This window comes from Stieleria sp. JC731, from assembly GCF_020966635.1.
Classification (GTDB): domain Bacteria; phylum Planctomycetota; class Planctomycetia; order Pirellulales; family Pirellulaceae; genus Stieleria.
In genome coordinates this window covers 1,543,564-1,568,531 of the sequence record NZ_JAJKFQ010000011.1, presented here as the reverse complement: position 1 = coordinate 1,568,531, position 24,968 = coordinate 1,543,564, and the positions used below count along the sequence as shown (strand labels likewise).

General features: G+C 53.6%; 17 protein-coding genes. 8 read left to right on the top strand and 9 right to left on the bottom strand.

Annotated features, from left to right (window positions below; genetic code table 11):
• Positions 1 to 331: 331 nt before the first annotated feature.
• Complete coding sequence (locus LOC67_RS22465) at positions 332 to 1,312, top strand: aldo/keto reductase (RefSeq protein ID WP_230265057.1); 981 nt, start codon at positions 332 to 334, stop codon at positions 1,310 to 1,312.
• Positions 1,313 to 1,893: 581 nt separating this feature from the next.
• Here LOC67_RS22465 and LOC67_RS22460 read toward each other — a convergent pair.
• The 5 genes from LOC67_RS22460 to LOC67_RS22440 all read right to left on the bottom strand — a co-directional run bounded on the left by LOC67_RS22460 (position 1,894) and on the right by LOC67_RS22440 (position 9,098).
• Entirely contained in the window at positions 1,894 to 3,012 is a 1,119-nt protein-coding gene (locus LOC67_RS22460; RefSeq protein ID WP_230265056.1) for a hypothetical protein, read from the bottom strand.
• A 145-nt stretch (positions 3,013 to 3,157) separates the two neighbouring features.
• Positions 3,158 to 4,372: a GNAT family N-acetyltransferase gene (locus LOC67_RS22455; RefSeq protein WP_230265055.1), complete on the bottom strand. Its 1,215-nt coding sequence runs from the start codon at positions 4,370 to 4,372 to the stop codon at positions 3,158 to 3,160.
• A gap of 272 nt (positions 4,373 to 4,644) precedes the next feature.
• Positions 4,645 to 5,649 (bottom strand): hypothetical protein, encoded by a 1,005-nt coding sequence (locus tag LOC67_RS22450; RefSeq protein WP_230265054.1) that lies wholly within the window; start codon positions 5,647 to 5,649, stop codon positions 4,645 to 4,647.
• Positions 5,650 to 5,857: 208 nt separating this feature from the next.
• Positions 5,858 to 6,724: an EcsC family protein gene (locus LOC67_RS22445; RefSeq protein ID WP_230265094.1), complete on the bottom strand. Its 867-nt coding sequence runs from the start codon at positions 6,722 to 6,724 to the stop codon at positions 5,858 to 5,860.
• A gap of 721 nt (positions 6,725 to 7,445) precedes the next feature.
• Positions 7,446 to 9,098, bottom strand: coding sequence for a cation:proton antiporter (locus tag LOC67_RS22440; protein WP_230265053.1), 1,653 nt, complete (start codon positions 9,096 to 9,098; stop codon positions 7,446 to 7,448).
• Between the two features lie 707 nt (positions 9,099 to 9,805).
• Here LOC67_RS22440 and LOC67_RS22435 point away from each other — a divergent pair.
• Positions 9,806 to 10,726 (top strand): alpha/beta hydrolase, encoded by a 921-nt coding sequence (locus tag LOC67_RS22435; protein ID WP_230265052.1) that lies wholly within the window; start codon positions 9,806 to 9,808, stop codon positions 10,724 to 10,726.
• Between the two features lie 110 nt (positions 10,727 to 10,836).
• On the opposite strand, the gene LOC67_RS22430 is transcribed toward LOC67_RS22435, so the two are convergent.
• Both LOC67_RS22430 and LOC67_RS22425 read right to left on the bottom strand, forming a co-directional pair.
• Entirely contained in the window at positions 10,837 to 11,280 is a 444-nt protein-coding gene (locus LOC67_RS22430) for a hypothetical protein (RefSeq protein WP_230265051.1), read from the bottom strand.
• Between the two features lie 628 nt (positions 11,281 to 11,908).
• Positions 11,909 to 13,402, bottom strand: a complete 1,494-nt coding sequence (locus LOC67_RS22425; RefSeq protein WP_230265050.1) for a PLP-dependent aminotransferase family protein — start codon at positions 13,400 to 13,402, stop codon at positions 11,909 to 11,911.
• Positions 13,403 to 13,514: 112 nt separating this feature from the next.
• Here LOC67_RS22425 and LOC67_RS22420 point away from each other — a divergent pair, with 112 nt between their 5' ends.
• The 6 genes from LOC67_RS22420 (at position 13,515) to LOC67_RS22395 (ending at position 20,571) form a co-directional block, all read left to right on the top strand.
• Complete coding sequence (locus tag LOC67_RS22420; protein WP_230265049.1) at positions 13,515 to 14,030, top strand: carboxymuconolactone decarboxylase family protein; 516 nt, start codon at positions 13,515 to 13,517, stop codon at positions 14,028 to 14,030.
• A gap of 74 nt (positions 14,031 to 14,104) precedes the next feature.
• Positions 14,105 to 14,557 carry a cupin domain-containing protein gene (locus LOC67_RS22415; protein WP_230265048.1) on the top strand — a complete coding sequence of 151 codons (453 nt, stop codon included), beginning with the start codon at positions 14,105 to 14,107 and terminating at the stop codon, positions 14,555 to 14,557.
• The gene (locus LOC67_RS22410) at positions 14,544 to 15,014 is read left to right on the top strand and encodes a DoxX family protein (protein ID WP_230265047.1); all 471 of its coding nucleotides are present in this window, start codon (positions 14,544 to 14,546) and stop codon (positions 15,012 to 15,014) included. Before LOC67_RS22415 ends, LOC67_RS22410 begins: the two co-directional genes overlap by 14 nt.
• A gap of 237 nt (positions 15,015 to 15,251) precedes the next feature.
• Positions 15,252 to 15,761 (top strand): MarR family winged helix-turn-helix transcriptional regulator, encoded by a 510-nt coding sequence (locus tag LOC67_RS22405; RefSeq protein WP_230265046.1) that lies wholly within the window; start codon positions 15,252 to 15,254, stop codon positions 15,759 to 15,761.
• A 15-nt stretch (positions 15,762 to 15,776) separates the two neighbouring features.
• Positions 15,777 to 17,120, top strand: coding sequence for an efflux RND transporter periplasmic adaptor subunit (locus tag LOC67_RS22400; protein WP_230265045.1), 1,344 nt, complete (start codon positions 15,777 to 15,779; stop codon positions 17,118 to 17,120).
• Positions 17,107 to 20,571: an efflux RND transporter permease subunit gene (locus tag LOC67_RS22395; RefSeq protein ID WP_230265044.1), complete on the top strand. Its 3,465-nt coding sequence runs from the start codon at positions 17,107 to 17,109 to the stop codon at positions 20,569 to 20,571. Before LOC67_RS22400 ends, LOC67_RS22395 begins: the two co-directional genes overlap by 14 nt.
• Before the next feature lie 312 nt (positions 20,572 to 20,883).
• On the opposite strand, the gene LOC67_RS22390 is transcribed toward LOC67_RS22395, so the two are convergent.
• Both LOC67_RS22390 and LOC67_RS22385 read right to left on the bottom strand, forming a co-directional pair.
• The gene (locus LOC67_RS22390; RefSeq protein ID WP_230265043.1) at positions 20,884 to 22,452 is read right to left on the bottom strand and encodes a hypothetical protein; all 1,569 of its coding nucleotides are present in this window, start codon (positions 22,450 to 22,452) and stop codon (positions 20,884 to 20,886) included.
• A complete protein-coding gene (locus tag LOC67_RS22385) occupies positions 22,446 to 24,902 on the bottom strand; it encodes a c-type cytochrome (protein ID WP_230265042.1) in 2,457 nt (818 codons plus the stop codon). Before LOC67_RS22385 ends, LOC67_RS22390 begins: the two co-directional genes overlap by 7 nt.
• Between the last annotated feature and the right edge of the window lie 66 nt (positions 24,903 to 24,968).

Genomic DNA, 24,968 nt, shown 5'->3' with positions numbered 1-24,968 from the left:
ACTCGTCGACATCTGAAGGTCGCCCCGATGCGGTGGTGATTGAATCGCTTTTAAACGCTGCGAAGCCAACCACCCTAGCCTAAGAGTAACGAATTTCGGCCGACCGCGCCACTGCCAATTTCGCGACATCCAATCACTCAGGCACTCTGGTGATTTTCCTGCAATAGATGCGTGGTAACCCCAGAAACAGATTCGATGGACCGAATCGGGTTGTTGCAAAAGACGAGGGGCATCCCGATCACAAACCTCGGTTGGCATGGTGGCTTTTCAGCGACTGCTTCGTCTGGGAAGATAAGTTCGAAAACCAACAATTGCTCGAGGGAAAGATTGGATGAGTGAAGTATTCGAAATTAGTGGCGGAGACAAGATTCCGTCGGTCGGCTTGGGAATCTGGAAAATCGATCCGTCCGAAACCGCGCAATCAGTTCGCGATGCAATTGAAGTCGGCTACCGCCACATCGATGCGGCTTGTGACTACGGAAACGAAATCGAAGCGGGCCAAGGGATCAAACAGGCAATCGACGAAGGCTTGGTGAAGCGTGAAGACCTCTGGGTCACCAGCAAGCTTTGGAACACTTTTCATCGCAAGGAACATGTTCGACCAGCCCTGGAAAAGTCGCTCGCCGATCTAGGGCTCGATTACCTGGATCTGTACCACATTCACTTTCCGATTCCCCTGGCCTACGTCGCTCCCGAAAAACGGTACCCGCCGGGTTGGTTCTTCGACCCGGATGCTGACAATCCGGCGATGAAAGAAGACTTGGTTCCGATCTTAGAAACCTGGCAAGCGATGATCGAACTCAAACAAGCCGGTTTGGTTCGCAACATCGGTGTTTGCAACTTCGGTGTCTCACTGATCCGCGATCTCATTGCTTCATCGTCGGTCACACCATCGGTTTTGCAAATTGAATTGCATCCCTACCTGACGCAGGAAAAATTGCTCCGATACTGCGATGAGCAGAACATCCACGTCACCGGATTCTCGCCGTTAGGCGCCCAATCATATTTTTCGATCGGGATGGCCGAAAAAGGCGAAGGCGTGATCGATCGCGAGGAAACGAAAACGGTCGCCGAAGAAGTCGGTCGCACCCCAGCACAAGTTGTGATGCGGTGGGCAATCCAACGAGGCACTTCGATCGTGCCTAAGACTTCGAGAAAGGAACGCTTGAAAGAAAACTTGTCACTGTTCGATTTCGAATTGAGCGATCAGCAGATGAGCACTCTCTCGGCGATGGATCAACACCGACGATTCAACGATCCGGGTGACTTCGGCGAGAAGGCATTCAACACGTTCTATCCGATCTACGAATAGATCGATTCGTTTCCATTGCCGTGCCGGATTAATTGACCGCCTTTTACTTCACATAACCAGCGGGAAAGAACGCTGATTGCACGGAGTGAAGGGCGGCAATCGTTAATGAACAGGATGCTAGTGCTTCGTTCCAACTCGATTTTAGGATTAGCCGCATGGCGTTAGCCACGGTTTCAGCGCAATAACCGGGGCTAACGCCCGTCGGCTGATGACCCGAACCCATATTTAGGATTAGCCGTATGGCGCTAGCCACGGTTTCAGTGCAATAACCGGGGCTAACGCCCGTCGGCTGATGACCCGACCCCATATTTAGGATTAGCCGCATGGCGTTAGCCACGGTTTCAGTGCAATAACCGGGGCTAACGCCCGTCGGCTGATGACCCGAACCCGTATTTAGGATTAGCCGCATGGCGTTAGCCACGGTTTCAGTGCAATAACCAGGGGCTAACGCCCGTCGGCTGATGAACCGCCCCATATTTGGGATTAGCCGTCTGGCGTTAGCCACGGGTTCAGTGCAATAACCGAGGGCTAACGCCCGTCGGCTGATGAACCGAACCCGTATTTTGATATCGAACGAAACACTAGGCCTTCGCAAGTCGCCTGTGGTATTCGGCAAGTCCGTGCAATGCGTGGTACAGAACCCCGCATTCCAAGTCGACTCCGCGGCAAAGCTTCAGCATATCGCAAAGCTTTGCAACGCTGCGTTTGACCCAATCCGCTTTCAGGACATCGTCATCGCCAGCTACCGCGATAACTTCCAAAACATGTCCAGTCGTTCCGAGTGATTCTCCCAGGTCGCTGCACCATCCCGGGCGATGTAGATATGCCGTGCTATAAGTGCCATCCGGGTTTTGGTTTTCGCGTGCCATTTCGATCGCCGAACGGAGGTGATCGCTGGCCATCTGCCAGACGCCGCTGATGGCGCCGCCTTCGGCGATTCGATTACGGACCGCGTAGGCAATCCCAATTAAACGATGGGTCCCACCGCAAACACTTGCCGCAAGATCACTGCGAACCTCATTTTCTACTAGCAGCTCCGTGCTGTAGACGTCACCGTCGCGTGCGGTCCAACGATGGTCGGTCGGACGATAAAACGAGAGCGGAATCAAAGTCCAACTGAACTCGGCTTCGTAATTGAGCGGAACATCAAATTCGGCTTGCCGCAACCAATCGTCAATACTGACGGGAGTCTCCTCGATCTTCCATTGATCTGTTTTCTGTTGGCCAGCTTGCGCGACGACGGCAAGCCATTGATCCCGGTGCCCTTGACCAACTTTGGTGCTTGCCTGCATGTCGACTAGAAAGCCAACATTTCCATCATCGAAGCGATTACCCAATCGAGGGCGGAATCCTTCACAAACGCCACCTGCGGCAAAATAGTCGATCGCCCCTCGCAGCCCATCGGGTGTATCGATTTTAAACTCGCTACCGAAAGCCAATATCCCGTGAAAAATCTGCCAGGCACCGTTAACCATCGTCGACAGTCCACGTGACTGCTTTTCATAGGCCAACGTCGTCGCAACCAAGTCCAAAATCGATGAATCGTCAGGAACCCCGTCGGCACCAGAATTCTGCCCGGGAAGCGTTTCCGGCATCGACATCGGGCAACCACACGAAACCATCGCAGTTCCGGCGATCGAAGCGAGAACCATTCGGCGGGTCAATTTACTTGGCTTTTCCAACAGAACGTCCTTTGTCACGAAAGGCTTTCTTGGGTGATGATGCAAACGGGCGAGGAGCCCTAAAACTTGAGCGATCGATCGCAGCAATTGGGCAAGGGGTCCGATTTGGCAAACGGTCGCAATCGATTTTCGCAAAAGGGTTTTCGCGAAGGACTACAGCACGTCAGTCTAACTTCGACTGCCCTGCATTGGGATACACCGTACGCCAGGCCTTTTTCAGTTGAGACTTCATTGGCAGAGATTTCACCATCGAAGTCAATTGGTTCTGTGTGCGACACATCAGCCTGTACGGCATCGCTGGCGAAATACAGCCCTGACCGACAACTCCCGTCGCATCGGTTTGCTTACGCTTGTATGGCTGCTCTCCATACCCCATATCGATGCAACGGAGCCCCAATTGTTGAGCCGATTGCAGGATGGAAACGAAAAGCCCCGTCCCTGGCGAGTATTTTGCGAACGCCGGATCGTACACGGGAAACCAGTAGTGGAGCAAATCACCTTCCCGAATGCCAAAGTGAGCCGCCACCATCTTCCCGCCCGCCTTCAGGGTCGACAGCACACCACGCAATCCATTCGCATTTCTCGGAATATGAAATAGCTCTTCAACCAACTTTCGTGTCCATCCAGTGGCAAACAAATCCAGGATGTGTGTGCGGTTGTATTGGTTTCGCTTCCACTGAATTGCCTGCCTTAGTAAATCGAGATCACGGCAATCGAATTCAAACTCGACCTCGCCGACTTCACGATTTAGCTTCCGCGTTTTCTGGCCTTGGCGGCCCACCGTTTTGTGTTCTTTACCGAGCTGCCGTAGGTACGACATCGGGTCATCACCGATCTGGCAGGAAAACGATCGCACACTGCAATGGCAACTGTAGCGAGGCAGACTATCAAGCTGCTGGCCGACCAGTGCATGAAAGCGATAGGATCGTAAGCCAACTTGGTTCAACAACCAATGCCACGGTATCGCCGTTGCAGGCCCCTGAATGATATTGTGAGCGTCATTAAAGAAACGCCCCACCGGATAGGCATGAGCGTCCTGCCGATGAATCGGTAGGAAGGCGATCGGCTCACTTTGCTCAAAGACCACGATCACATCCACGTCGCGGCGCACTCGCTGAACCGCTTGTGCAAACTCCGGCGCAAAAAATGGCGGCCTATAGTGGCTACTGGTCGCCCGCAGTTTTCGCCAGCAATCGAACTGATCTTCGTGCAGCTGATTTAAAGGGACCAGCCTTGCTTCGGCACCGCTTCCTACAAATGCTGATTCTTCGATCCAGGGCTGAAGAACAGACGTTTCGGTCGTCGAAATCGACACAGCAGCGGCAATAATAGGGTGTCCGAGTCCAGACAGGCAGATTGCTGCGATTGGCGGCAGCATGGGCTTCAAAGATCTAGGAAGCCACACCAACATAGTCCACCCGGTTACTCTGGCGAATACCTGCCCGACGCACTGAGGCCGACTAGAATTTGTCCCCACCGAATGACGCGACCGTCGGGGTTAAGCCGACTTTAGCGATCAATCTGCAACCACCACTCGATAACCTGATCGGGGATCTGATCGAGTGATTGTGGCCGCCTACGAAAACAGCCGAGAGCGAACCCTCGGCTGTCTATCAATTTCAGTTTTAGCTCGTTGCCTTTCGGCAGTAACTAGCGTGGCTTGGTTGCGATGCGTTGCTGGCCTTTGGGACGCAGCACATAAACCTTGGGATCATCGACGATGAAAGTCGTGCTCCATCGCTGTCCGTCGTCCGCACTACACACGTTGTAGAAGAACGTCCGGAATCGCTCGGCACGGTAGTTATAGGGGAACTGACTGGTGATGTAGTCATCTTCGGTCAGGTCATCGATGCCTGGCGAAGCGTAGTAGTGCACCATTCCGTCGGGAGTCACGCTCATCCCCAAAGTCCACCAACCGGTCGTGGTGATTTGCGGTCCGCGGAAATCGCCGCCACGAGTGTTCCCACGAATTCGCAGGTACGCGTAGTCGTGGTCTTTGCGGCTTTGGTGCTTGCTTTCGAACTCGACAAACATGCCCGGCCAGTAGACTTCGTTGCCCATCTCTTCGACAGTGCGTTTGAAAATCCCGACGCCAACTTCTTTGTCAACCATGGCTGTGGTTTCCAAAGCCAACCGGAATCCGAAGTGAGGGCCACTGCGGTTTTCCCAAGATTCCACTGGTGGCAAGAACACACGCGTGGTCACCGAAGGAACTTCGGAAATATCCAGGCGGCGTTTCAGCCGGTACTGCACGTTTGCGACAAAGTCATCCTGGTGCATCGTTCCGCTGGGACGTCCCGGGATTCCCGTGAATTTGCTGCGCATCAGCAGGGCACCTTTGCTGCCAGGAATTCCACCGGCAGGGGTTTCGACGCGTTGAACAACATCGGGATGGCCTCGCTTGACCCCTTCATACCAACGACCGTTCGTGCTTCGCCCCATTGGGCCGCGTTGGTTTTCGTCGATGTCTTCGGTGCTTTTGGGATCACGTGGGATGTAATTCCACGAGGGATCTTCGAAATCGTCAGCCACGCCAACAATTTCGCTACCGGTGCCTGGCACAACTGGACGCTGTGCGTGCGATTGCGTGCCATTTGCCGCAACCGAAAGCAATCCAACTGACGCCAACACCAACGATCGTGCGAAGGTTCTCATCCCTGAAGTCCTCATCACTACAGCCTTCCAATCGGGACCGATATTGGTACCCAGATATGATTACGTGGAGGCGCGCAGCGACGCGTCTATGCGACGAAGACTCCCCCCTTCACCATTGAAGATCGGCATTGGGCCTGGCAGTCTGTAGCGGTTTTTCCCGTTTTCCAGGTTCTTCGGCCGGGACAAGACACGTGACAAGCACGTTTTGTTAGAGCGATTGATAGGCAGTTTTCACGGCGGGTTTACCAAATTCCCGCTCCAGCCTGCGGATCGTAAAGTGGGCTCGGGCGAGGTCTTGGTAGTGATCGATAAAGTAGCTGTTGATCAACGCACCACCCACAGCACCGATGACCGGGATCGCTTGCGCTGCAATTTTTTCACTGACCACAAGCCCGAATCGCTCTCCGATTTTTGCCACTAGCTTGACCAGCGGCTGAGCCGACGTGTTGGTGACTCCGTTCTTCGCGACGTATTGGGTCGCATCACGAATCTGCTTAGCCATCGCCGCACGAACGGCAAAGTATCCCAGCTCGGTATCGTCATCGACTTCGTTCGTTGAGTCGGTGTCTGCCGATCCCGATTTCCCATCGCTCGCATCGGATTTGCCTTTCCCGGGGTCCAACGCAAACACTTCTAAACAAGCCAACCGCGATTCGATCTCGCTTAAATCTTCGCCTTCGCTTCTGGCGATGTCAGCGATACTTCGAAGGATCAAAACCGTTGACACCGGCAACTCAGCAGCCACCGTCGCGCCTCCTAATGCGCCCCCTGCCGCGCCGGTGATCCCGGCCAGCAACTTATGAGTTAACAGCTGTGGACGACGCTTCTTCTCGGTGCCGTCACCGAGCGTTTGAAGTGCGACATCCAAAGCGATTTTCAGTGACTTTTCGATCGCCTTGTAAACAGCGTCTTCGGCGACTCCGGGAAGCATTTTGAGAGACGCGGTGATTGGTGCTCCGATCATTTCGGTCAACCGATCGGCGATGCCATGATGTTCCAAGATCTTCTTCGCTTCAGACAGCTCAGTCAGCGCTGCTTCAGGAAGTTGCGTTAGTCCCGCATCGCTATTGATCATCTCGCTGTCTGACACATTCAATTCCGTTGAAGGGCCCTAGTGCTTCGTTCCATATGAAAATACGGGTTCGGGTCATCAGCCGACGGGCGTTGGCCCCCGGTTATTGCACTGAAACCGTGGCTAACACCAGACGGCTAATCCTAAAATCGAGTTGGAACGAAGCACTGGATTACTGATTCAAGTGCATTGCTGCTTTATCGACAGCATAGCGAGCTTGCAAGCGTTAGGTCTGTCGCCACTGTCTAGATCATCTCATGAACTATCGGTTCCAGACTTCCGACAAGTCGACAGGTGCATCTAAAAGTGAATGCTGCAAACGAATCAGCGCGATCGGGCTTCTCGTAAAGAGGGGCAGAGCACCATCGGCGATGGAACCAACAATTGTTGCTCCCGAAGTCACCCGGCAACGCATCAGGGGGTGATATGATGCCAGCGACGATAATCGGGTACCCTGCCCCAAAGTCACCTTTTGCCCATTGGTCTACTTTCCAGTGGCGTGCCAGGTTTAATGATCAGTACTGACCAGAAGTGGCTTCACGCAAATGGTTTCAGGAGTCATTCCTGCCGACAAATGCGAGCGAAGGACAAGGAAATATTCGAATCCCTTGTCGGACATCCGCTACGCACCTGCGAAATTAAATCCACTTCGGCGCACTCGGTCAAGCCGACAAGCAGTCCATTTCAGGGACGGAACACCCCACCGCCTGGAGTACTGTTCCGATCAAGAGGATTCGGGGTGCTTTGTGGCTTCGGCAAACCATTCGCCAACACGCTTTCCCATCGCGTCTCCGACACAATCTTCGTCGCCTTCGACGCTTCCACCCGCAATTGTCAACGCCATCCGGTGGATGTGATAGCGTGAGCGAACCAGGATGGTCGCTGTCGGATTCATCGATCGAATAAGTTCGACTGCCGAGAGAGCCGACCGAAAGTGTGGCAAAGTCACGATCGCCAATTTGACTTCACCGACAGACGCATGCTCAAGAACTTCGGGTAGCAGAGCGTCTCCGAACTGCCCATCAAATCCATATTCGATAGCCGTTCGAACTCCGTCGCGGTTCAAGTCAATCACGGTGACTTTGAAATCCGAACCCATCAATGGAACGGTTGCCAATTGTGCCGTGGGACCAAATCCGATTACCAAAACATCGGCGCGATGAGATGAACCGGCCAAGTCGCCGCTGGTTTGGTTTCGCTTTCCAAAAAGCCTGGCTACCTTGTCACCAAACTTTGGCGCGTTTGGAACGGCGAGCGCACTGATGAAGAATGAAAGGATGGTGACCGAGACGATCAACGCATACGTTTCATCAGACACGACGCCTGATGTGCGTCCGACTGCTCCAAGTACAAAAGCGAATTCTCCAACCTGAGCTAACGAAACGCCTGTAGCGGCAGCGACACGAAGTGATTGCCGAAGTGCCAGAAAGATCAACAGCACAATCAACAGTTTTCCGATGGTGACACCAATCGCGACCGTTGCGACCCAGTGAATGTGGGATACCGTCCATAGCGGATCTGCCACCATGCCGGCCGAGCCGAAAAACAAAGTTAGCAACAACACTCGCAGTGTCGAAACGTCGGCACGTATCTGCGTGGCGAACGCGGAACTACCCAACAACATTCCAGCGATAAAAGCGCCCAACGCGGGAGAGATGCCGGCAGAGTGGGCCGCCCAGGCAGCACCAAGTCCCATCGAAGCGGCAAAAATAATCGTCAATTCACGATTGCGCTGCAGCGTCAGTGTCCCAAGGGCAAGGACAGCGATTTTGGTCATCAAGTAGAGAAAAGCTGCGAGCCCGGTCGCCATCAACGCAAGCTTGGAAACGTCCCAGGTAATTTCGGCGAACGAGCCACCTTCACCGAGCACCGTCATCAGAACGGCAAGCGGCACGACCGCGATGTCCTGAGTCAACAACACACCGAGGCTGTTGCGACCGTGCGGCATCTCGATTTCGCCGCGTTCCATCAATATTCGCAGCACGACTGCGGTACTGCTAAGTGTGATCATTGCCCCAACAGCAATCGCCGAAGTGAGCGACAAGCCAAACACCCAAGCGATCAACGATCCCGTAAACAGGGTGATGGTGATCTGCAACACACCACCAAGCAGCGGCTTGCTGCCAAGTTCTTTAAGTCGCTGTAGCGAGAATTCGAGCCCAAGACTGAATAGCAGCAGTGATACGCCAAGCTCAGCAACGGACTCGATTTCGTGTTGAGCAGAAACGATGTCAAAGCTACCCGGCCCCCCGACTAACATTCCCGCGAGCAAATACCCGACCAAAGGACTTTGCCCAACCAACGATGCCAATCCTCCGCCAATTAAGCAAGCGATGAGCAAAAAGACAATATCGGCGAGCAGTTCCCACAATTCCATTGGCACATCCGGTTATCGGTTCGAAGCCCTCGCAAACGATCAATCGTCGAAATCGGCTTCGACAATGAACGTCCCTGTCGTTGCCAAAGAATATACCGCCAGCAAGATCGAAAAAGAGGCGGCAATGGAAAACGGGTGATATGCCCCATCAGCCGTAGGCGCGCAAGCGAAACAGAAATCGACGCCGCCGATGCAAAACGATTCATTTCCCTATCAGCCGCGGGCGCGGCAGCGTGCGGTTCACTGCCCGGAATCGAACCTGTCGGTAACCGCACGCTGGCGCGTGGCGGCTGATTGAAACGCAAACATTCCCCAGAACCAACAGCCCCTGACCGCCAGCGAAATCAAAATCGACGCACGAAACGCTAAACCATTCATCTCCCCATCAGCCGCTGGCGCGCCAGCGTGCGGTTCTCTGCGCGGAATCGAACCTGTCGGTAACCGCACGCTGGCGCGTGGCGGCTGATCGAAACGCAAACAGTCCCCAGAACCAACAGCCCCTAACCGCCAACGCAATCAAAATCGACGCACGAAACGCTAAACCATTCGTCTCCCCATCAGCCGCGGGCGCGCCAGCGTGCGGTTCACTGCCCGGATCCGCCCCCGCCAATAACCGCACGCTGGCGCGTGGCGGCTGATGGGAGTTCTCGATGCCGCTAAAATGCGAACTTCACAGTTAAATGAAATCTTGCCTTAGGACCGACTCGATGAACCGACACTTTCGACGCACTTCCCTCCTGTTGATCGCTTCGACATTTGCATTCGTCTTCAGTTCATTCGATGCGCGAGACTGTGATGCTCAAGGCATTCCCGACGATGTAAAACTGATCGACAACGTCTCCTACCGCAGCGGAAGCAACGCTTGCAAACTCGACTTGCTGATCCCCAAGAACTTAGGCGACAGCACTAGGCCCGCAATCGTGTTTGTTCACGGCGGCGGGTGGCGAAATGGCGATAAACGCCGCGGCTATTTCTTTTCCGGTGCGATCGAATATGCACAAAAGGGTTACGTGTGTGCAACCATCAACTACCGGTTGACCGGTGAAGCACCGTTTCCGGCATGTATTGAAGACACGAAATGCGCGATCCGTTTCTTGCGGGCCAATGCGGACAAGTACCACATCGATCCTGACCTTATCGGTGCCTACGGCAACTCGGCCGGCGCCCACCTCGTTTCGATGCTTGGCCTCGCAACAAAAGAAGCCGGCCTGGAAGGCGACGGTCCCCACCAAGACCAATCCAGCGCGGTCCAAGCCGTCGTCGCCTCTGCGACCCCCACTGACTTTTTAAATTGGTCGGGGAAGGAAACGTCAATTCGACAACTTGAACAGCGATTCCGATCCTCGGAAAAACCGGCGAAAGAACTCGCCAGCCTGTCGTCACCGATCACCCATGTCTCAGCAGATGCACCTCCGTTTTTGCTCATTCACGGAACGGCTGACCGGACGGTTCCCTACCGTCAAGGCAAATCGTTCCATGACGCGTTAAAGAAAGCCGGTGCGAAAGATGTCGAGCTGATCACTATCGAAGGAGCGGGACATGGAGTGTTCAATCAACATGCCCCAAAGACTCATCCGGCGATGGAAAAGTTCTTCGCTCGTTTCCTTGGAACTCCGGAATCCAAATAGCTTCGTCGCAATATCAAGTTTCGAAGCTGGGCAATTTCATATCCCAAACAGCCTCGAGCGCGTTAGTGTGCCGTTCCCAGCGCGGAATCGAACCCGTCGGTAACCGCACGCTAACGCGTGGCGGCTGATGGAATCGCAAACATTCCCCCGACCCAATAGGCCCTGACCGCCAGCGAAATTAAAACCGGCGCAGGAAACGCAAAACGATTCATATCCCCATCAGCCGCGACGCGCCAGCGTGCGGTTCCCTGCCAGGATCCAAACCCGTCAATAACCGCACGCTGGCGCGTGGCGGCTGATAAAAACGTAAACATACCCCCGACCCAATAGCCCCTGACCGCCAGCGAAATTAAAACCGGCGCAGAAACAAATAACGATGCATATCCGCCATCAGCCGCTACGCGCCAGCGTGCGGTTCCGAGCGCGGAATCGAACCCGTTTGTAACCGCACGCTGGCGCATGGCGGCTGATGGAATCGCAAACATTCCCCCGACCCAACAGGCCCTGACCGCCAGCGAAATCAAATTCGACGCAGGAAACGCAAAACGATTCATATCCCCATCAGCCGCGGGCGCGTTAGTGTGCCGTTCCCATCGCGGAATCGAACCCGTCAATAACCGCACGCTGGCGCGTGGCGGCTGATCGAAACGCAAACATTCCCCCGACCCAACAGGCCCTGACCGCCAGCGAAATCAAATTCGACGCAGGAAACGCAAAACGATTCATATCCCCATCAGCCGCGACGCGCCAGCGTGCGGTTCCGAACGCGGAATCGAAACTGTCGGTAACCGCACGCTGGCGCGTGGCGGCTGATCGAAACGCAAACATTCCCTAAACCCAACAGCCCCTGACCGCCAGCGAAATCAAAATCGACGCACGAACGCAAAACAATTCATATCCCCATCAGCCGCTACGCGCCAGCGTGCGGTTCACAGCCTGAATCCAAACCCGTCGGTAACCGCACGCTGGCGCGTGGCGGTTAATCGAAACGCAAACATCCCCCCGACCCAACAGCCCCTGACCGCTAGCGAAATCAAAATCGACGCACGAACGCAAAACAATTCACATCCCCATCAGCCGCCACGCGCCAGCGTGCGGTTCCGAGCGCGGAATCGAACCCGTTAGTAACCGCACGCTGGCGCGTGGCGGCTGATCTGTATTGCGGCTGGTCGATAGACAACGCTATCGATCAAAACATTCGCGCCATCGCTGAATCGCTTCTAGCGTGTCTGACTTGGTATAGGCCGCGAATCCTAGAATCAGCCCAGCGCCCTTTTTTGGATCGTGCGTATAGAGGCTTACGGGATGGAAATCGACAGCGGCTTCCTTGGCCGACTTCACCAAACGTTGCTCGATCTTTTTCGTGCGACCAAACACGGTCAAATGCATCCCGGACGGCTGGCGTGTAAACCGCATGTTGTTGCCGAAAGCCGCATCAAGTCCCGTACACAGCGACTCTTGCCGGTCGGCATATGCGACACGCATCCGTTGCAGATGTTTCAAAAATTGCCCTGTTTCGATAAATCGACAAAGCACCATCTGCCAGATGGATGGAGAAAAGCGATCGTTCAGCCAGCGAGCGTAGGAAAACGTTTTCGTCAACGTCTTGGGAAGGATCAGAAACCCCAATCGGATCGCCGGAAACGTCAACTTGCTAAACGATCCCATGTAGATGACTCGGCCAGAGTTATCCAAACTGGTCAGTGCAGGTAGACGCCGTCCTACATATCGAAACTCGCCGTTATAGTCATCTTCAATCACCCAAGTCTTATTCGACTCCGCAAACCCGAGCAACTCCATTCGCCGAGCCAGTGACATCGTCATCCCGATTGGCCACTGACCTCCGGGGGTTGTGTAGATTAACTTCGGTCTTTGTTGCTTTGGTAACTCCGAAAGACTGTCAATCGAGATTCCATCTTCGTCGTGATCTACGGATACCGTCTTCAGTCCTGCCAGATCAAAAATCTGACGTGCTGGCGAGTACCCCGGATCCTCAATCGCCGCATTGTCTCCTGCGTCAAGAAGCAGCTGCGCGATCAATGCGAGCCCCTGCTGAGCACCGGAAGTGATCAGCACTTGATCGTCACCACAGTTCACACCTCGCGACGTCAGCATGTATTCCGCGATTGCACGACGCAAAGGCCGATAGCCTTGAGGATCGACACCGGACAATTGGTTTGGATCCAGTCTTCGAACCTGACTGACCGTTAGCTTTTTCCAAGCTTCTGTCGGGAACAGGTCCAGTGCAGGCATGTGTGGGCGAAATGGCTTCGGATATCCAGCATCGGGATTAAAGTTTTCATACTGCTTCATCAACTGCCCGTATTTCGACAGTTCCAAGCGAAGCGAATCCGAATCTATCGACCGATTCCTGGCCCTCGACTCCGAAACGTGATCCGAGTTCGGTAGCTCGCATGTCACCGAGGTTCCAGAACCATGGATCGATTGCAGATAGCCTTCACTTGCCAGCTGATCGTACGCATTGATCACGGTATTGCGTGCGACGCCAAGTGTTTTGGCCAATTGCCTCGATGAGGGCAGTTTCTGGCCTGCCGTCAACGTTCCGGCATGAATGGCCGCTCTTAAGTGATCTTCCAGCTGACGAAACAGGGGGCGTTCATCTGCGTCATCAAGACAGATGGATTCATATTCAAATCTTGGGCGAGACTTATGCATCGCAAGTGGCCCTATTGGAAAGACAAAAAGTGGACCTTGGGGCGAACCAGTTCAATGGTAATCTTTCTAACATCGCCGGTCACCCACACCAATAAATTGAAGGGGTCACGCAATGACTCAACGATTGAATTACCCGCAACTTCTGGCCAAAGAAGTGCAACTGTTGATGACGTTGGAAAGTCACGTCGAAGACAGCGGACTGCCATTGAACTTGCTCGAATTTGTCAAGCTTCGTTGCTCGATCTTAAACGGCTGCGCGTTTTGTGTCTGCCTCCACACCCAACGTTTGCGGCAGCAGGGCGAGAGCGATCTGCGGATCGACTTGATTCCAGCTTGGCGAGAAGCTCCGTGTTATTCCAAACTCGAGCGAGCGGCGCTTGCGTTTGCCGAAGAATTGACTTTGGTCAGCCAATCGCACTGCATCAAAGACGATGTCTATCAACCCATAACTGAGCTCTTAAGCGACTCTGAACTAGCACGCCTGACTCTGGCCATCGGCCTGATCAACACTTGGAACAGGTTTGCACTCGCCTTTCAATCCGACCTTTCCGGTGTCGACTATTTGTTGAAGCAAACACGATCGATCGACGAAGCATTTGCGAACCAGTTGCAACTGCAGACGGCCTAGTTTCTACCTCAGACGGAATTTCAACCACCACCCTCGCTTGGTCCCTTCACAAACACGACAAACAAACCATGTTAATGCATTTCAAATTTGTCATCGCAATCGCCATCGTCACTCTCTGTGCAAGCGCCGCTCAGGCTGACCATGCACATGACCTGGCTTCCAAAATTAAAGTCCTGCAATCGGTCGACATTGAAACCGAGGGCCCGACAGCGATGAAGTCCACGACACTGACTGTCGACTTCAATCCCCTAGACTCGCATCCGCCGCATCGTCACCCTGGAGCAGTTTTTGGGTATGTCATCGAAGGTTCGATCGAATTCGCTATCAGCGACGAACCGGTTCGAACCTTGAAAAAAGGAGACTCCTTTTTCGAGCCGAAGATGGTGCTACACCGTGTCGCCCGCAACCCTGACAAAAATGCCTCAGCGAAGATCGTCGTGGTGATGTTGCACCCTGCGGATGCGAAACAGCTAGTGATTCCTGAACCGCACGCAAAAGAGATGGATCGAAAGCATGACGCCAAGTAACCCAAACGCGGTTCGAACCGCAATGATCATTCTGCGTGTAGCCTTGGCCGCAAGTTTCCTATCTGCGGTTGCGGATCGATTTGGAATTTGGGGCGAAGTCGGAACGGGATCTGTCGCGTGGGGAAACTTCCAAAACTTCCTCGACTATACGGCGTTGCTTCTTTGGTATTTGCCAGACTCAATGGTGATGATAGCCGGTTGGTCTGCCACGATCGCTGAAGTGGTGATCGCGATCGGACTTTTGCTGGGGCTGGGACTACGATTCTTTGCTTACGCGAGCGCCGGATTGCTGGCCACGTTTGCCATTGCGATGACGACAGCGACTGGTGCCGAAGCGGCCTTGTCTTACTCGGTCTGGACTGCCGCGGCCGCCTCGTTGTTGTTGGGAAGCCTTGCCACTCAAGACGCCTCACCGAACGAAATCCAGAGCCATTCGACTACAGACGGCTCAGAGTAAAACGACAAAATCAGGGGCGAATGCAATCTAAGACAGCGTCTTTCGCGATTTCGCACTTTGCTGCTCAATCGCGAACCACGCCGGGGCTTTCAAACAGACTTATTGTCTAATTCTGCTGGGCAAAGAATCCCGGGCCCCGGATCGCTCTTGTTTGCCGTGTCGGCGCGTGTATCGTTAGGGCGCTAACGATTCTTCTTTCACGTCGACGAAACGCGACTTCCCGCCTCGATGCCGCCGGTGACCAACAAACGTCCTTCAGGTCAAGCGAAACAGACAGCTCGACCGAAATTAAAGGACTACGATTTCGAAAATAGCCCAGGCTATTGGCTCGTGATCGCTGCACGTTCCTATCAAAAAGCGTTTGATGCGGAATTGGTCCCCCACGGTCTGACTTATCGACAGGCCCAAGTGTTGGGTTGGTTGTCGATTGACGGTGATTTATCGCAGGTTGAACTCGCCGACCGGATGATGATCGAACCGGCCACGCTGGTTGGTGTCCTTGATCGAATGGAACGTCAATGCCTGATCCAGCGGACCGCCTTGGCCACTGACCGCAGGAAGAAGGTCATTCAGCTGTGTGACGGCGCGGAAATGATGTGGGACAACATCATCCAGTGCGCTATCCGAGTCCGGAAACGAGCATCCGAAGGTCTGACAGACCGACAGATGGCTAGCTTTTTCAAGACGCTGAAAACAATTATGCAAAACTTGGAACAGGCCCCAAGCGAAAGTGAATCGCGTCCCTGAACAATAATAAATCCAATGCATTTGAAACGTGAATTGATCTGCCTGGGTGTGCTCGCGACCACACTGGCAATGATGCCTCGACAAGCCCTCGCCCAAGGAGGGCCTGCCCTCGTCGAGCTTTCGCCGGTTGTCAGCCGCGAAGTCGCCAGCGGGCAATCTTTCGTCGGAACGGTCACCCCGACTCGCCGCGCCGTAGTTGGTTCAGCAGTCGATGGTCGTGTGATTGATGTCTTCTTCGAAGAAGGCGATCGGGTTGAGAAGGACCAACCGCTAGCACAACTGCTGACTCAGACGATCAGTTTGGAACTTGCCGCCGCCCAAGCCGAATTAGATCTACGCCGCGAGCAACTGAAAGAGATGGAAAACGGATCGCTTCCCGAGGAAATCAATCAGGCACGGGCGAGACTTTCCAGGGCCAAGGTGACAGCCCAATTCAGCCAACGAGAGTTGGAACGGCTGGCCGTGCTGAGCCAAAAGAATGCGACTTCGCAATCCGAATATGATTCCGCCAACTCGTCTGCCCAAGAAGCTCAAGAGGCTTATGACGAGGCCAAAGCTTCACTGCAACTGGCACTCGACGGGCCACGTCCCGAGCGGATCGCGCAGGCCAAAGCGCAGGTCGCAATGCAAGAAGCCGTGGTCAACAAGCTTCAAGACCAGATCAAAAAGTACACCATTTACACACGGTTCGCCGGTTATATCACGGTCAAGCATACCGACATCGGGGCCTGGGCCACACAAGGCGGCGCGATCGCCGAAGTCATCGCACTTGACGAAGTCGACGTTGTTGCCAAAGTCGTCGATAGCCAAGTCTCTTTTATCAACGTCGGTGATTCTGTTCGCGTCGAAGTGCCTGCTGTTCCCGGTCACACATTTACTGGACGGGTCGCATTCATCGTTCCGCAAGCCGATGTGCGATCGCGAACGTTCCCTGTGAAAATACGTGTCAAGAACGTGATCGCCGAGTCAAACGAACCGATGCTGAAAGCCGGCATGCTGACCCGAGTCACCTTGGCGACAGGCAGTAAAACCCAAGCGATGTTGGTTCCCAAAGATGCATTGGTTCTTGGCGGAGCACAAACAGTGGTTTGGATTGTTGATCCGGCCTCGATCACGAAAACCGATACCGGCCAGCAAGCCGAGGCGCGACTTGTCCCAGTCACGCTAGGCGTCTCCGATGATGATCTAATCCAAGTGATCGGCAATGTTCCCAGTGGTAGCTACGTGGTTTCGAAAGGGAATGAACGAATCATTCCAAATCGTAGCGGCGAGCCTAGCTTGGTGAATCTCGTTCCTAATTCGGTTCAACCTTCAGCCGATAGCGTCAGCCAAAAGGGAGCCGCAAATGTCGCTGATTGAATTCTTTGTCAAAAACCCAGCGAAGGTTTCCGTTGGTGTCTTGTTGGTTGCATTGTTTGGCTGGGTCGCTTTGCTGCGCATGCCAATGCAGCTAACCCCGGAAGTCCAAACGCCGACGATTACGGTCGAAACGCGATGGCCTGGTGCTAGTCCAAAAGAGGTTGAGCAGGAAATCGTTATCGAGCAAGAGGAACAGCTCAAAGGCGTCGAAGGCGTCACGAAGATGACTTCGGAAAGCTCTGATTCCTCCGGTAAGATCATCATTGAGTTCTTGGTCGGCACGGACATGCAAAAGGCTGTCGTCGACGTCATCGGCCGTCTTGAACAGGTCCGCGAATATCCAATCGATGCCGACAAACCTGTTATTTCAACCGCAAACGCGAACGACCGGCCAATCGCGTGGTTCATCCTTAGCGCGCGGCGACCATCGGCAGAAACCTTCGCCCAGTTCGCGAAAGACCATCCGGAACTGAAGGACGACATCGCCGCGATCGAGAAGATCGAAAACTCCGGGCTTTCGATGCTTCGGCTCCGTCTACTCGGTCAAGAGCATCCCGAGGTCAACGAACTGCTGCCGAGTTCGACTCTCGAGGTTCCCAAGCTGCAACGTTTCGCCGAAGACGAGATCGAAGCAAAGTTTGAACGCGTCGCGGGTGTCTCCCAAGCCAACGTGCTCGGCGGTTTGGAAGACGAACTGCAAGTGATCATCGATCCGGAAAAGCTGGCAGCACGACAATTGACGATCGCGGACGTCCGCAACGTTTTGCGTGGCCAAAATCAAGACACCTCAGGCGGCGATTACTGGGAAGGCAAACGGCGATGGATCGTTCGAACGCTAGGACAATTCCGTTCGCCAGAACAAGTCGAACAACAATTGCTTGCTGTACGTGATGGCAATCCGGTTTACGTGCGCGACGTCGCAGAGGTCAGTATCGGATACAAGAAGGCGCAAGGTTTGGTCCGGCGATTCGGCGAATCCAGTATCGCTGTGAACGCACTGCGAGAAACAGGTGCGAACGTTCTGGACGTGATGCAGGGGCTACGTGATGTCTGCAAAGATTTAAATGATGGGATTTTGAAGGATCGTGGTTTGCAACTGATCCAGGTCTATGATGAAACCGAGTACATCTATTCGGCTTTAGACTTGGTGCAGCAAAACATCTTCATCGGAAGCGCACTTACCATGGTGGTTCTGATGCTGTTTTTGCACCTTGGCTTTCGCGTGATCCTTTTCATTCCGGCCATCGCGGTCAGCGCGATCGCGTCACAGTTCTCGCCCTGGTTCTTCCTTCTAACCTTGGCGTTGATGCTAGGTGCTGGCTTTTGGTTTGCTCGTGGTGCTTTGATCGTCGGCTTGGCGATTCCGATCAGTATCGTCGGGACTTTTTTGACCCTGGGCGTAATGGGACGATCGTTGAACGTGATCAGTCTGGCAGGACTTGCGTTCGCCGTTGGGATGCTCGTTGACAACGCCGTCGTGGTGCTTGAGAACATTTTCAGGCGTTGGGACGAAGGTGAAAAGCCGCTTGATGCTGCAATCAACGGCACCGTCGAGGTCTGGGGTGCTGTGCTTTCTTCGACCCTGACAACGATCGCGGTATTTTTGCCAATCGTCTTTGTCCAAGAAGAAGCCGGGCAACTGTTCCGTGACATTGCTTTGGCAATTAGCGGTGCAGTTGCGCTGTCACTTGTCGTTTCGATGACTTTCATTCCGATGGCTTCGCGGCGCCTACTGAAAACTCGCAAGTCGACCGCAAAGACCGTTTCGCAAAGTTTGCCAAAACGAAAAAACAAGTTCGTGGGGTCATTGGAATCTCTCGGCGAAATCGTCGTTCGGACGACCGTCAGCATCAACCGATGGATTTTGGCGGGCGTGGCACGTCGTCTAACATTTTCAATCGCCTTGATTGCCGCCGCGGTGGGTCTCAGCTGGCTGATCTGGCCCAAAGTCGAATACTTGCCAACGGGAAATCGAAACCTGGTCTTCGGGATTTTGCTCCCGCCACCCGGTTACAACCTTCCACAACTGGTGGAAATGGGTGAAACGGTTGAAAAAAATCTGCGTCCCTACTGGGATGTCGTGCCGGGATCTCCCGAAGCTGCCAACCTCGACTTTCCCGTGATCGGTGACTTCTTTTTCGTCGCTCGCGGGCGGCAAGTCTTCATGGGGATTCGAGCGCAAGATCCGGCTCAGGTCAGCGGTCTGATTCCGCTTATCCAGAAAGTCGGATCGCAATTACCCGGAACCTTTGCCGTTGCGAAGCAATCGAGTCTGTTCGAGCAGGGCCTAACCGCAGGCCGTACGATTGACATCGAAATCACGGGGCCAGAGCTAGAAAACTTGGTCGGCTTTGGCGGCCAGGTCCTTGGACGGGTGAAGGGAATCTTTCCCGACGCTCAAGTCCGTCCGGTCCCCAGCCTTGACCTTTCTGCCCCGGAACTGCACATCAAGCCGCGTTTGATGCAGGCTGCCGAGATGGGAATTAATAGTTCCGATCTGGGCTACACCGTCGACGCGTTGGTCGATGGAGCGTATGCAGCCGACTACTTCCTCGATGGTGACAAGATCGACTTAACCATTAAAGGGGAAACGCGGTTGGCAGAACGTTCCCAGGACATCCGCGGTCTTCCGATCGCAACACCCGGTGGCGACCTCGTCCCGCTGATTGCGCTCAGCGATGTCGAACTCGGTAGCGGTCCCGAGCAGATCAATCACCGCGAACGAGTCCGTGCGATCACGATCGAAGTTTCACCACCGCAGGAGATTGCTTTGGAAGATGCGATGGCACGGATCGAATCCGAAGTCGTCGCACCGATGACAAAGAGTGGCCAATTGCCGCCCGGCTATCGGATCAATCTAGCGGGAACGGCCGACAAACTCCGCGACACCTGGGAAGCGTTGCGATTCAACGTACTATTAGCACTGCTGATTACTTACCTATTGATGGTGGCTTTGTTCGAATCGTGGCTGTATCCACTGGTCATCATCCTGGTGGTTCCACTTGGAGCCGTCGGTGGCGTTTTGGGATTGCGATTACTAAACCTGTACTACATGCAATCGCTGGACATCTTGACGATGCTGGGGTTTGTCATCTTGATCGGGACGGTTGTGAACAACCCAATTTTGATCGTCCACCAATCGCTCAATCACATGCGGTTTGACAAGATGAAACCGCACAGGGCGATTTTGGAGAGTGTTCGCTCGCGGATCCGCCCGATTTTTATGACAACGACAACAACCGTACTTGGGTTGCTGCCGCTGGTGCTATTCCCTGGTGCCGGTAGCGAACTCTACCGAGGCTTGGGAAGTGTCGTTCTGGGAGGCCTTGTCGTGTCGACAGTCTTCACGCTGTTCCTCGTTCCAACAATGTTCAGCTTGGCAATGGATTTACGGCAAGTCTTTGTCAAAGAAGAAATCGAAGAAGAACCAACAGCCAGCGTCGCAGCCTAATTTGGCAACCCCCTCCTACTCGTACCTCCTACTCGTACTTCCTACTCGTACTTCCTACTCGTACTCGTACTCGAAAAGCGTTTGCGACTCGCGAAGAGACGAATTTTGAAACTCGGTTGAAGCGCCAAGTGCCATCAGTCGGGTGGGAATGACGAGTACCGCTTCGTTGAGTACGAGTACCGCTCTGCTGAGTACGAAGTACCGCTTCGCTGAGTACGAAGTACGATGTACGATGTACGATGAGGAGAGAAACGCAATAGACGCCAATTCGGCCGACCAAATAACCAGCGGGAAGAGTCTTTTCCCCCTTTATTATCGTGATGTTGGGATTCGGTTGAGGGTGTAATACCCTTCGGGATGAAGCAATTCATCACCGTTGGAATCCCGAATGCCGCTCGCATTCAATTCATGAACGAACAACTCTCGCAGATTGTCTACCTTCAGCATCACCGTTCGTCCATCTTCAGATACCTGCGCACTTTCGATGCCCAGCGATTCCGTCTGGATCTCGTCACTTCCATAAGCGGAGTGATAAAGATATGTGTAGCTTTTCATTTTGTACGACGCAGTATCTTCCGCGGTTGTTCGATCAACCGGTCGAGTGAATTCAAGTTCGAAGCCGTCAGGTTTGGCTCGCATTTCTTTAATTTCGAACGGCGTTTCACCCGTCCAAACCAATCGCTGCAATCCATAACTCGATCGCCCAAGGCTGCTCCATCCACGGTTGGTCAAACCGACAAATAGGCTGCCATCAGGGCCTTGAACCATACGCAGCACCGCTGAGGCGAAACCTAACTTGAATGGAAAGCAGGCGCCTTGATACTCGCCACCAACCTTTTCCAAAAACACACGGTTGATACCCGCCTGGGTAAATTCGCCGACAAATAGCTGCCCGGCGAATGGACCAAAGGCTCCGGCGCTTTCGTCGAGCACGATATCGGTCGCCGACTGTCCCATCTTTTTGTACGGAAACCAAACGGCCGGTGGTCGCAGTTGTTCGAAAGACTTCAGTGCCTGAGGAAGCGGCAGACCGCCTGGTACTTTTTTTACGCCGTGAATCGTAGAGCCAGGTTGGTTCATTGACGCGAGCGATTCGGCATGATGGAAGAACGCTCCGGTACGCATATGATGAAGCGAATTGGTGGCAACCCAATTTCCCTGCTGGTCGGTGTAGAACATGTCGCCCTGCTGGTTAGCTCCGATTCCGGATGGTGATCTCATTCCGGCGCAAACCGGAACCATTTCGCCATCGGTAGAAACTTTCATACCCCAACCACGCCATAGTCCTTGGCGATACCCCAGAACTGGATCGCGGACCGTCCGATCAAGCTGCGATCCTTTCAAGCCCATTCCGATGTTCAAGGTGATCCAAAGATTTCCATCTCCATCTGCTTTGGGACCATAAGCGTATTCGTGGTAATGCCCGGTCACTCCCCAACCCTTTGCCACCGTCAAATACTCGTCGGCAACATCGTCACCATTGGTATCGCGAAGTCGGGTTAGCTCGGTTCGCTGCACCGTTAGCAGATCACCGTCTTGTTCAAGCAGACCCAGCGGCTCATGTAACGCGTCTGCAAAACGTTGATAGGTCAGATTGTCGGGCGAATCGTCGTAGATACCGTCAAGAAGCCAAACCTCCCCTTTCCGGATCGCGACCGCCAATCGCCCATCCTGCAAAAAACTCATCCCGGAGATTTCAAGTGCGACTCCGTCGTCTGCGGGCTTCCAGTTTTTCGAACGTGAATCCGTTGTTGCCGCCGCAGTTGCGACATCGACGATACGGAAATATCGATCGTCGGCCAATGCATTCAACCCGGTCGACAGTGACAAGCATGCTGAAAGTACTGAAACAACAAACTTTGATTGTGTCTTGTTCACCATTGATACTCCAATTCAATCTTCTGTTTGTTTCCAGTTGCAGCTTTCAGAAGCCAGACCTTCATCAAATCGACTTGCCGAATTTCAGTTGTCAAATCTGGTGACAGGAGTCGAACGGACAAACCAAGTTCATCTGTGCAAGACAAAGGATTCCGAGCATCAAGACGAAGTTCTTTGCCGCTGTGCAAGTGAAGCTGCAATCTGTTCGCTGATGATTTCAGCTGAGTCATCGTGACTGTGCGTCTAAGGCTTTTCTCTGAACTGGGCGATATCTTGTCCGTGAAATCAAGATCGCCAATCCTATACAGGAACGTAGGGACGCCGTGTTCGTCTAAACGGTAACCTCGGAACTGCGCCCGTTCATCGGGCAAAAGCCTTCCCGCGTTCAACGGAAAAACAATCCGTTCCGTTCCGAGTGGATTGGCAGGTGGAGTAAAACGCTCGTACCAGGTTCCTTTCGCATCAAGAAATCGCCCTTTCCACATCAAAGCCAACCGCAACCGTTCAGCATCAAACGCAAAATTCAGTTCCTGGCGAAAACCGACCGCGATCGCGTGCGTCCCAGCGTCGTCCATAAATGTCCGCAGGACGATTGGATTTTCGTTCGGAACCAGTTCGAAGTTCGCAGACCGTATCTCGTCAATCGAACGGGGAAGTCCGCTACCCGGCAATTTACCGAGGTAAGCCCAGATCGCGGCCAATTGTCGATCGACGTCGCCGTCCAATAAATCCTTGCGATTGCTTTCTCCGTTGGGGAAAAACGTTGGCATCCGTGTTCGTTCTTTTACCGCATTCGGGTTCTTTACAAATTCGTAGAACCAGTCCGGTCGAATTCGCTGATCAATCTGTTGCAAATCGATTCCGACGACACCTGGCAACGACTCACCGCCGAAAGCGTGGCATTGAACACAACCGGTGTTAACCAACTCACGTCCCACATCAATCGCCTTCTTTGAATCGTCGCCAAGTTCAAGATGCGTGGTATCAGATGCACTTGCGAGCTTCGACAACCCAGACAAGATCGGCTTCACGGCCTCTGCAGAATACGCAGGCATTCTCGCTTTCATGAAAGGTCGATGCGAACTGGTCTTCGAATCAAACACTTTCGCAAGCACGTTCGAGTTGAGCTTGTTTTCTACCTTTTGAAGAGTCGGTGGCAAGCGTCCTTCATCACCGAGGTCGACATGATGAAAGGTTTCGAAATATGGCTTTCGGTATCGGCCAACGCCCCCAATGCTGCCTCGCTCATGACACCCAAAACAATTCAGCTGCAACATTCGATGACGGATCTGGTTCTCTGGATCTGCCAGTGGACCCTCTTCCGCTATCGCAAACGTCGTGATCGCGTCCTTTTGGATTTGCGTCAGTCCGTATCGTGGCGAACGACCACTAGTATTGTTTAGACATCCCGTGTCCGCTTCGAAATCGAGTTCGCGAAAAGGGCGTCCAGCAGATTGATCGGGCAAATCTGTAGTTTGATGACAGCGTTGACAGTTCAGTTCGGCAAATAGCTTTGCCCCCTTGGCGATCAAGTCATCTGCGAATGTTCGAGATCGAATTTCTTGCGGCGTCTTAGACGGGTCTCCTAGGCCAACTAAGTAGGCAGCGATATCGGCTGACTCTGCAGGCGACAACCGAAGCGAAGGCATCCTGGCGTTGGGTCGGATTTCGTGTGGCCACAACAAAAATGTGGTTAAAGACTGGTAGGAGTATTTTGCCGAAAGATCAGGCAGTGGAATTGACTGAACCCGACGTGCTGCAGATGCAAGTCCAAGGTCTTCCAATTCGTCGGCATCAAGCTGTTCGATTAGTTCATCGATTGCTGAAGGAGTCGCTTCGGCGGTATCGAAATCCCGACTGGGCTGATGACACGCAACGCAACCAATCGTGTGGAACAACTGTTTTCCACGTTGCGTGTCACCATGATTCCAGAACTGATGGATGACCGGGAGTGCGCCACCCGCTTTCGGCTGCGTGAATTCCTTTTGCCTTGAGGACAAAAACGCCACCAAAGATTCAATCGCCTCGTCTCGCTGTCCGCTGGGAAGCTGACTTAAGACATCCGGCATCGTTGTGCCAGGCTTCGCGGCATGGGGAGATTGAAGAAATTCGCGGATCCATTCTGACTGAATTCGGTTCCCGGCACCTTCTAATCGAGGGCCACCTTTGGGTTGCAACCAAGGATCATCTGAATCGTGACAAGCAACACAGTTCAGTTCACTCACCAACAGAGCACCACTGGTGGCTTTGTCGATCTCATCATGCTGACCGAAGCGGTCGAATGCGATGACGAATGGCTCTTCAGCAATACAGACACCACTGCTCGCCAATATCACCAGCAGCAGAAAGGCCGCAAAACAGACAACCTGTCGCGCTATTTCCCAGGTTAATCCTCGGCCGATGCAACTAGAGATGAGGACTGCAATGGAGCGATAAACAAACGCGTTTTCCATTCAAGTGACTGCATGATTTGGTTCGAAGAATCAGCAGCAACGCCGAACTTCGACCCACCGCCGCTC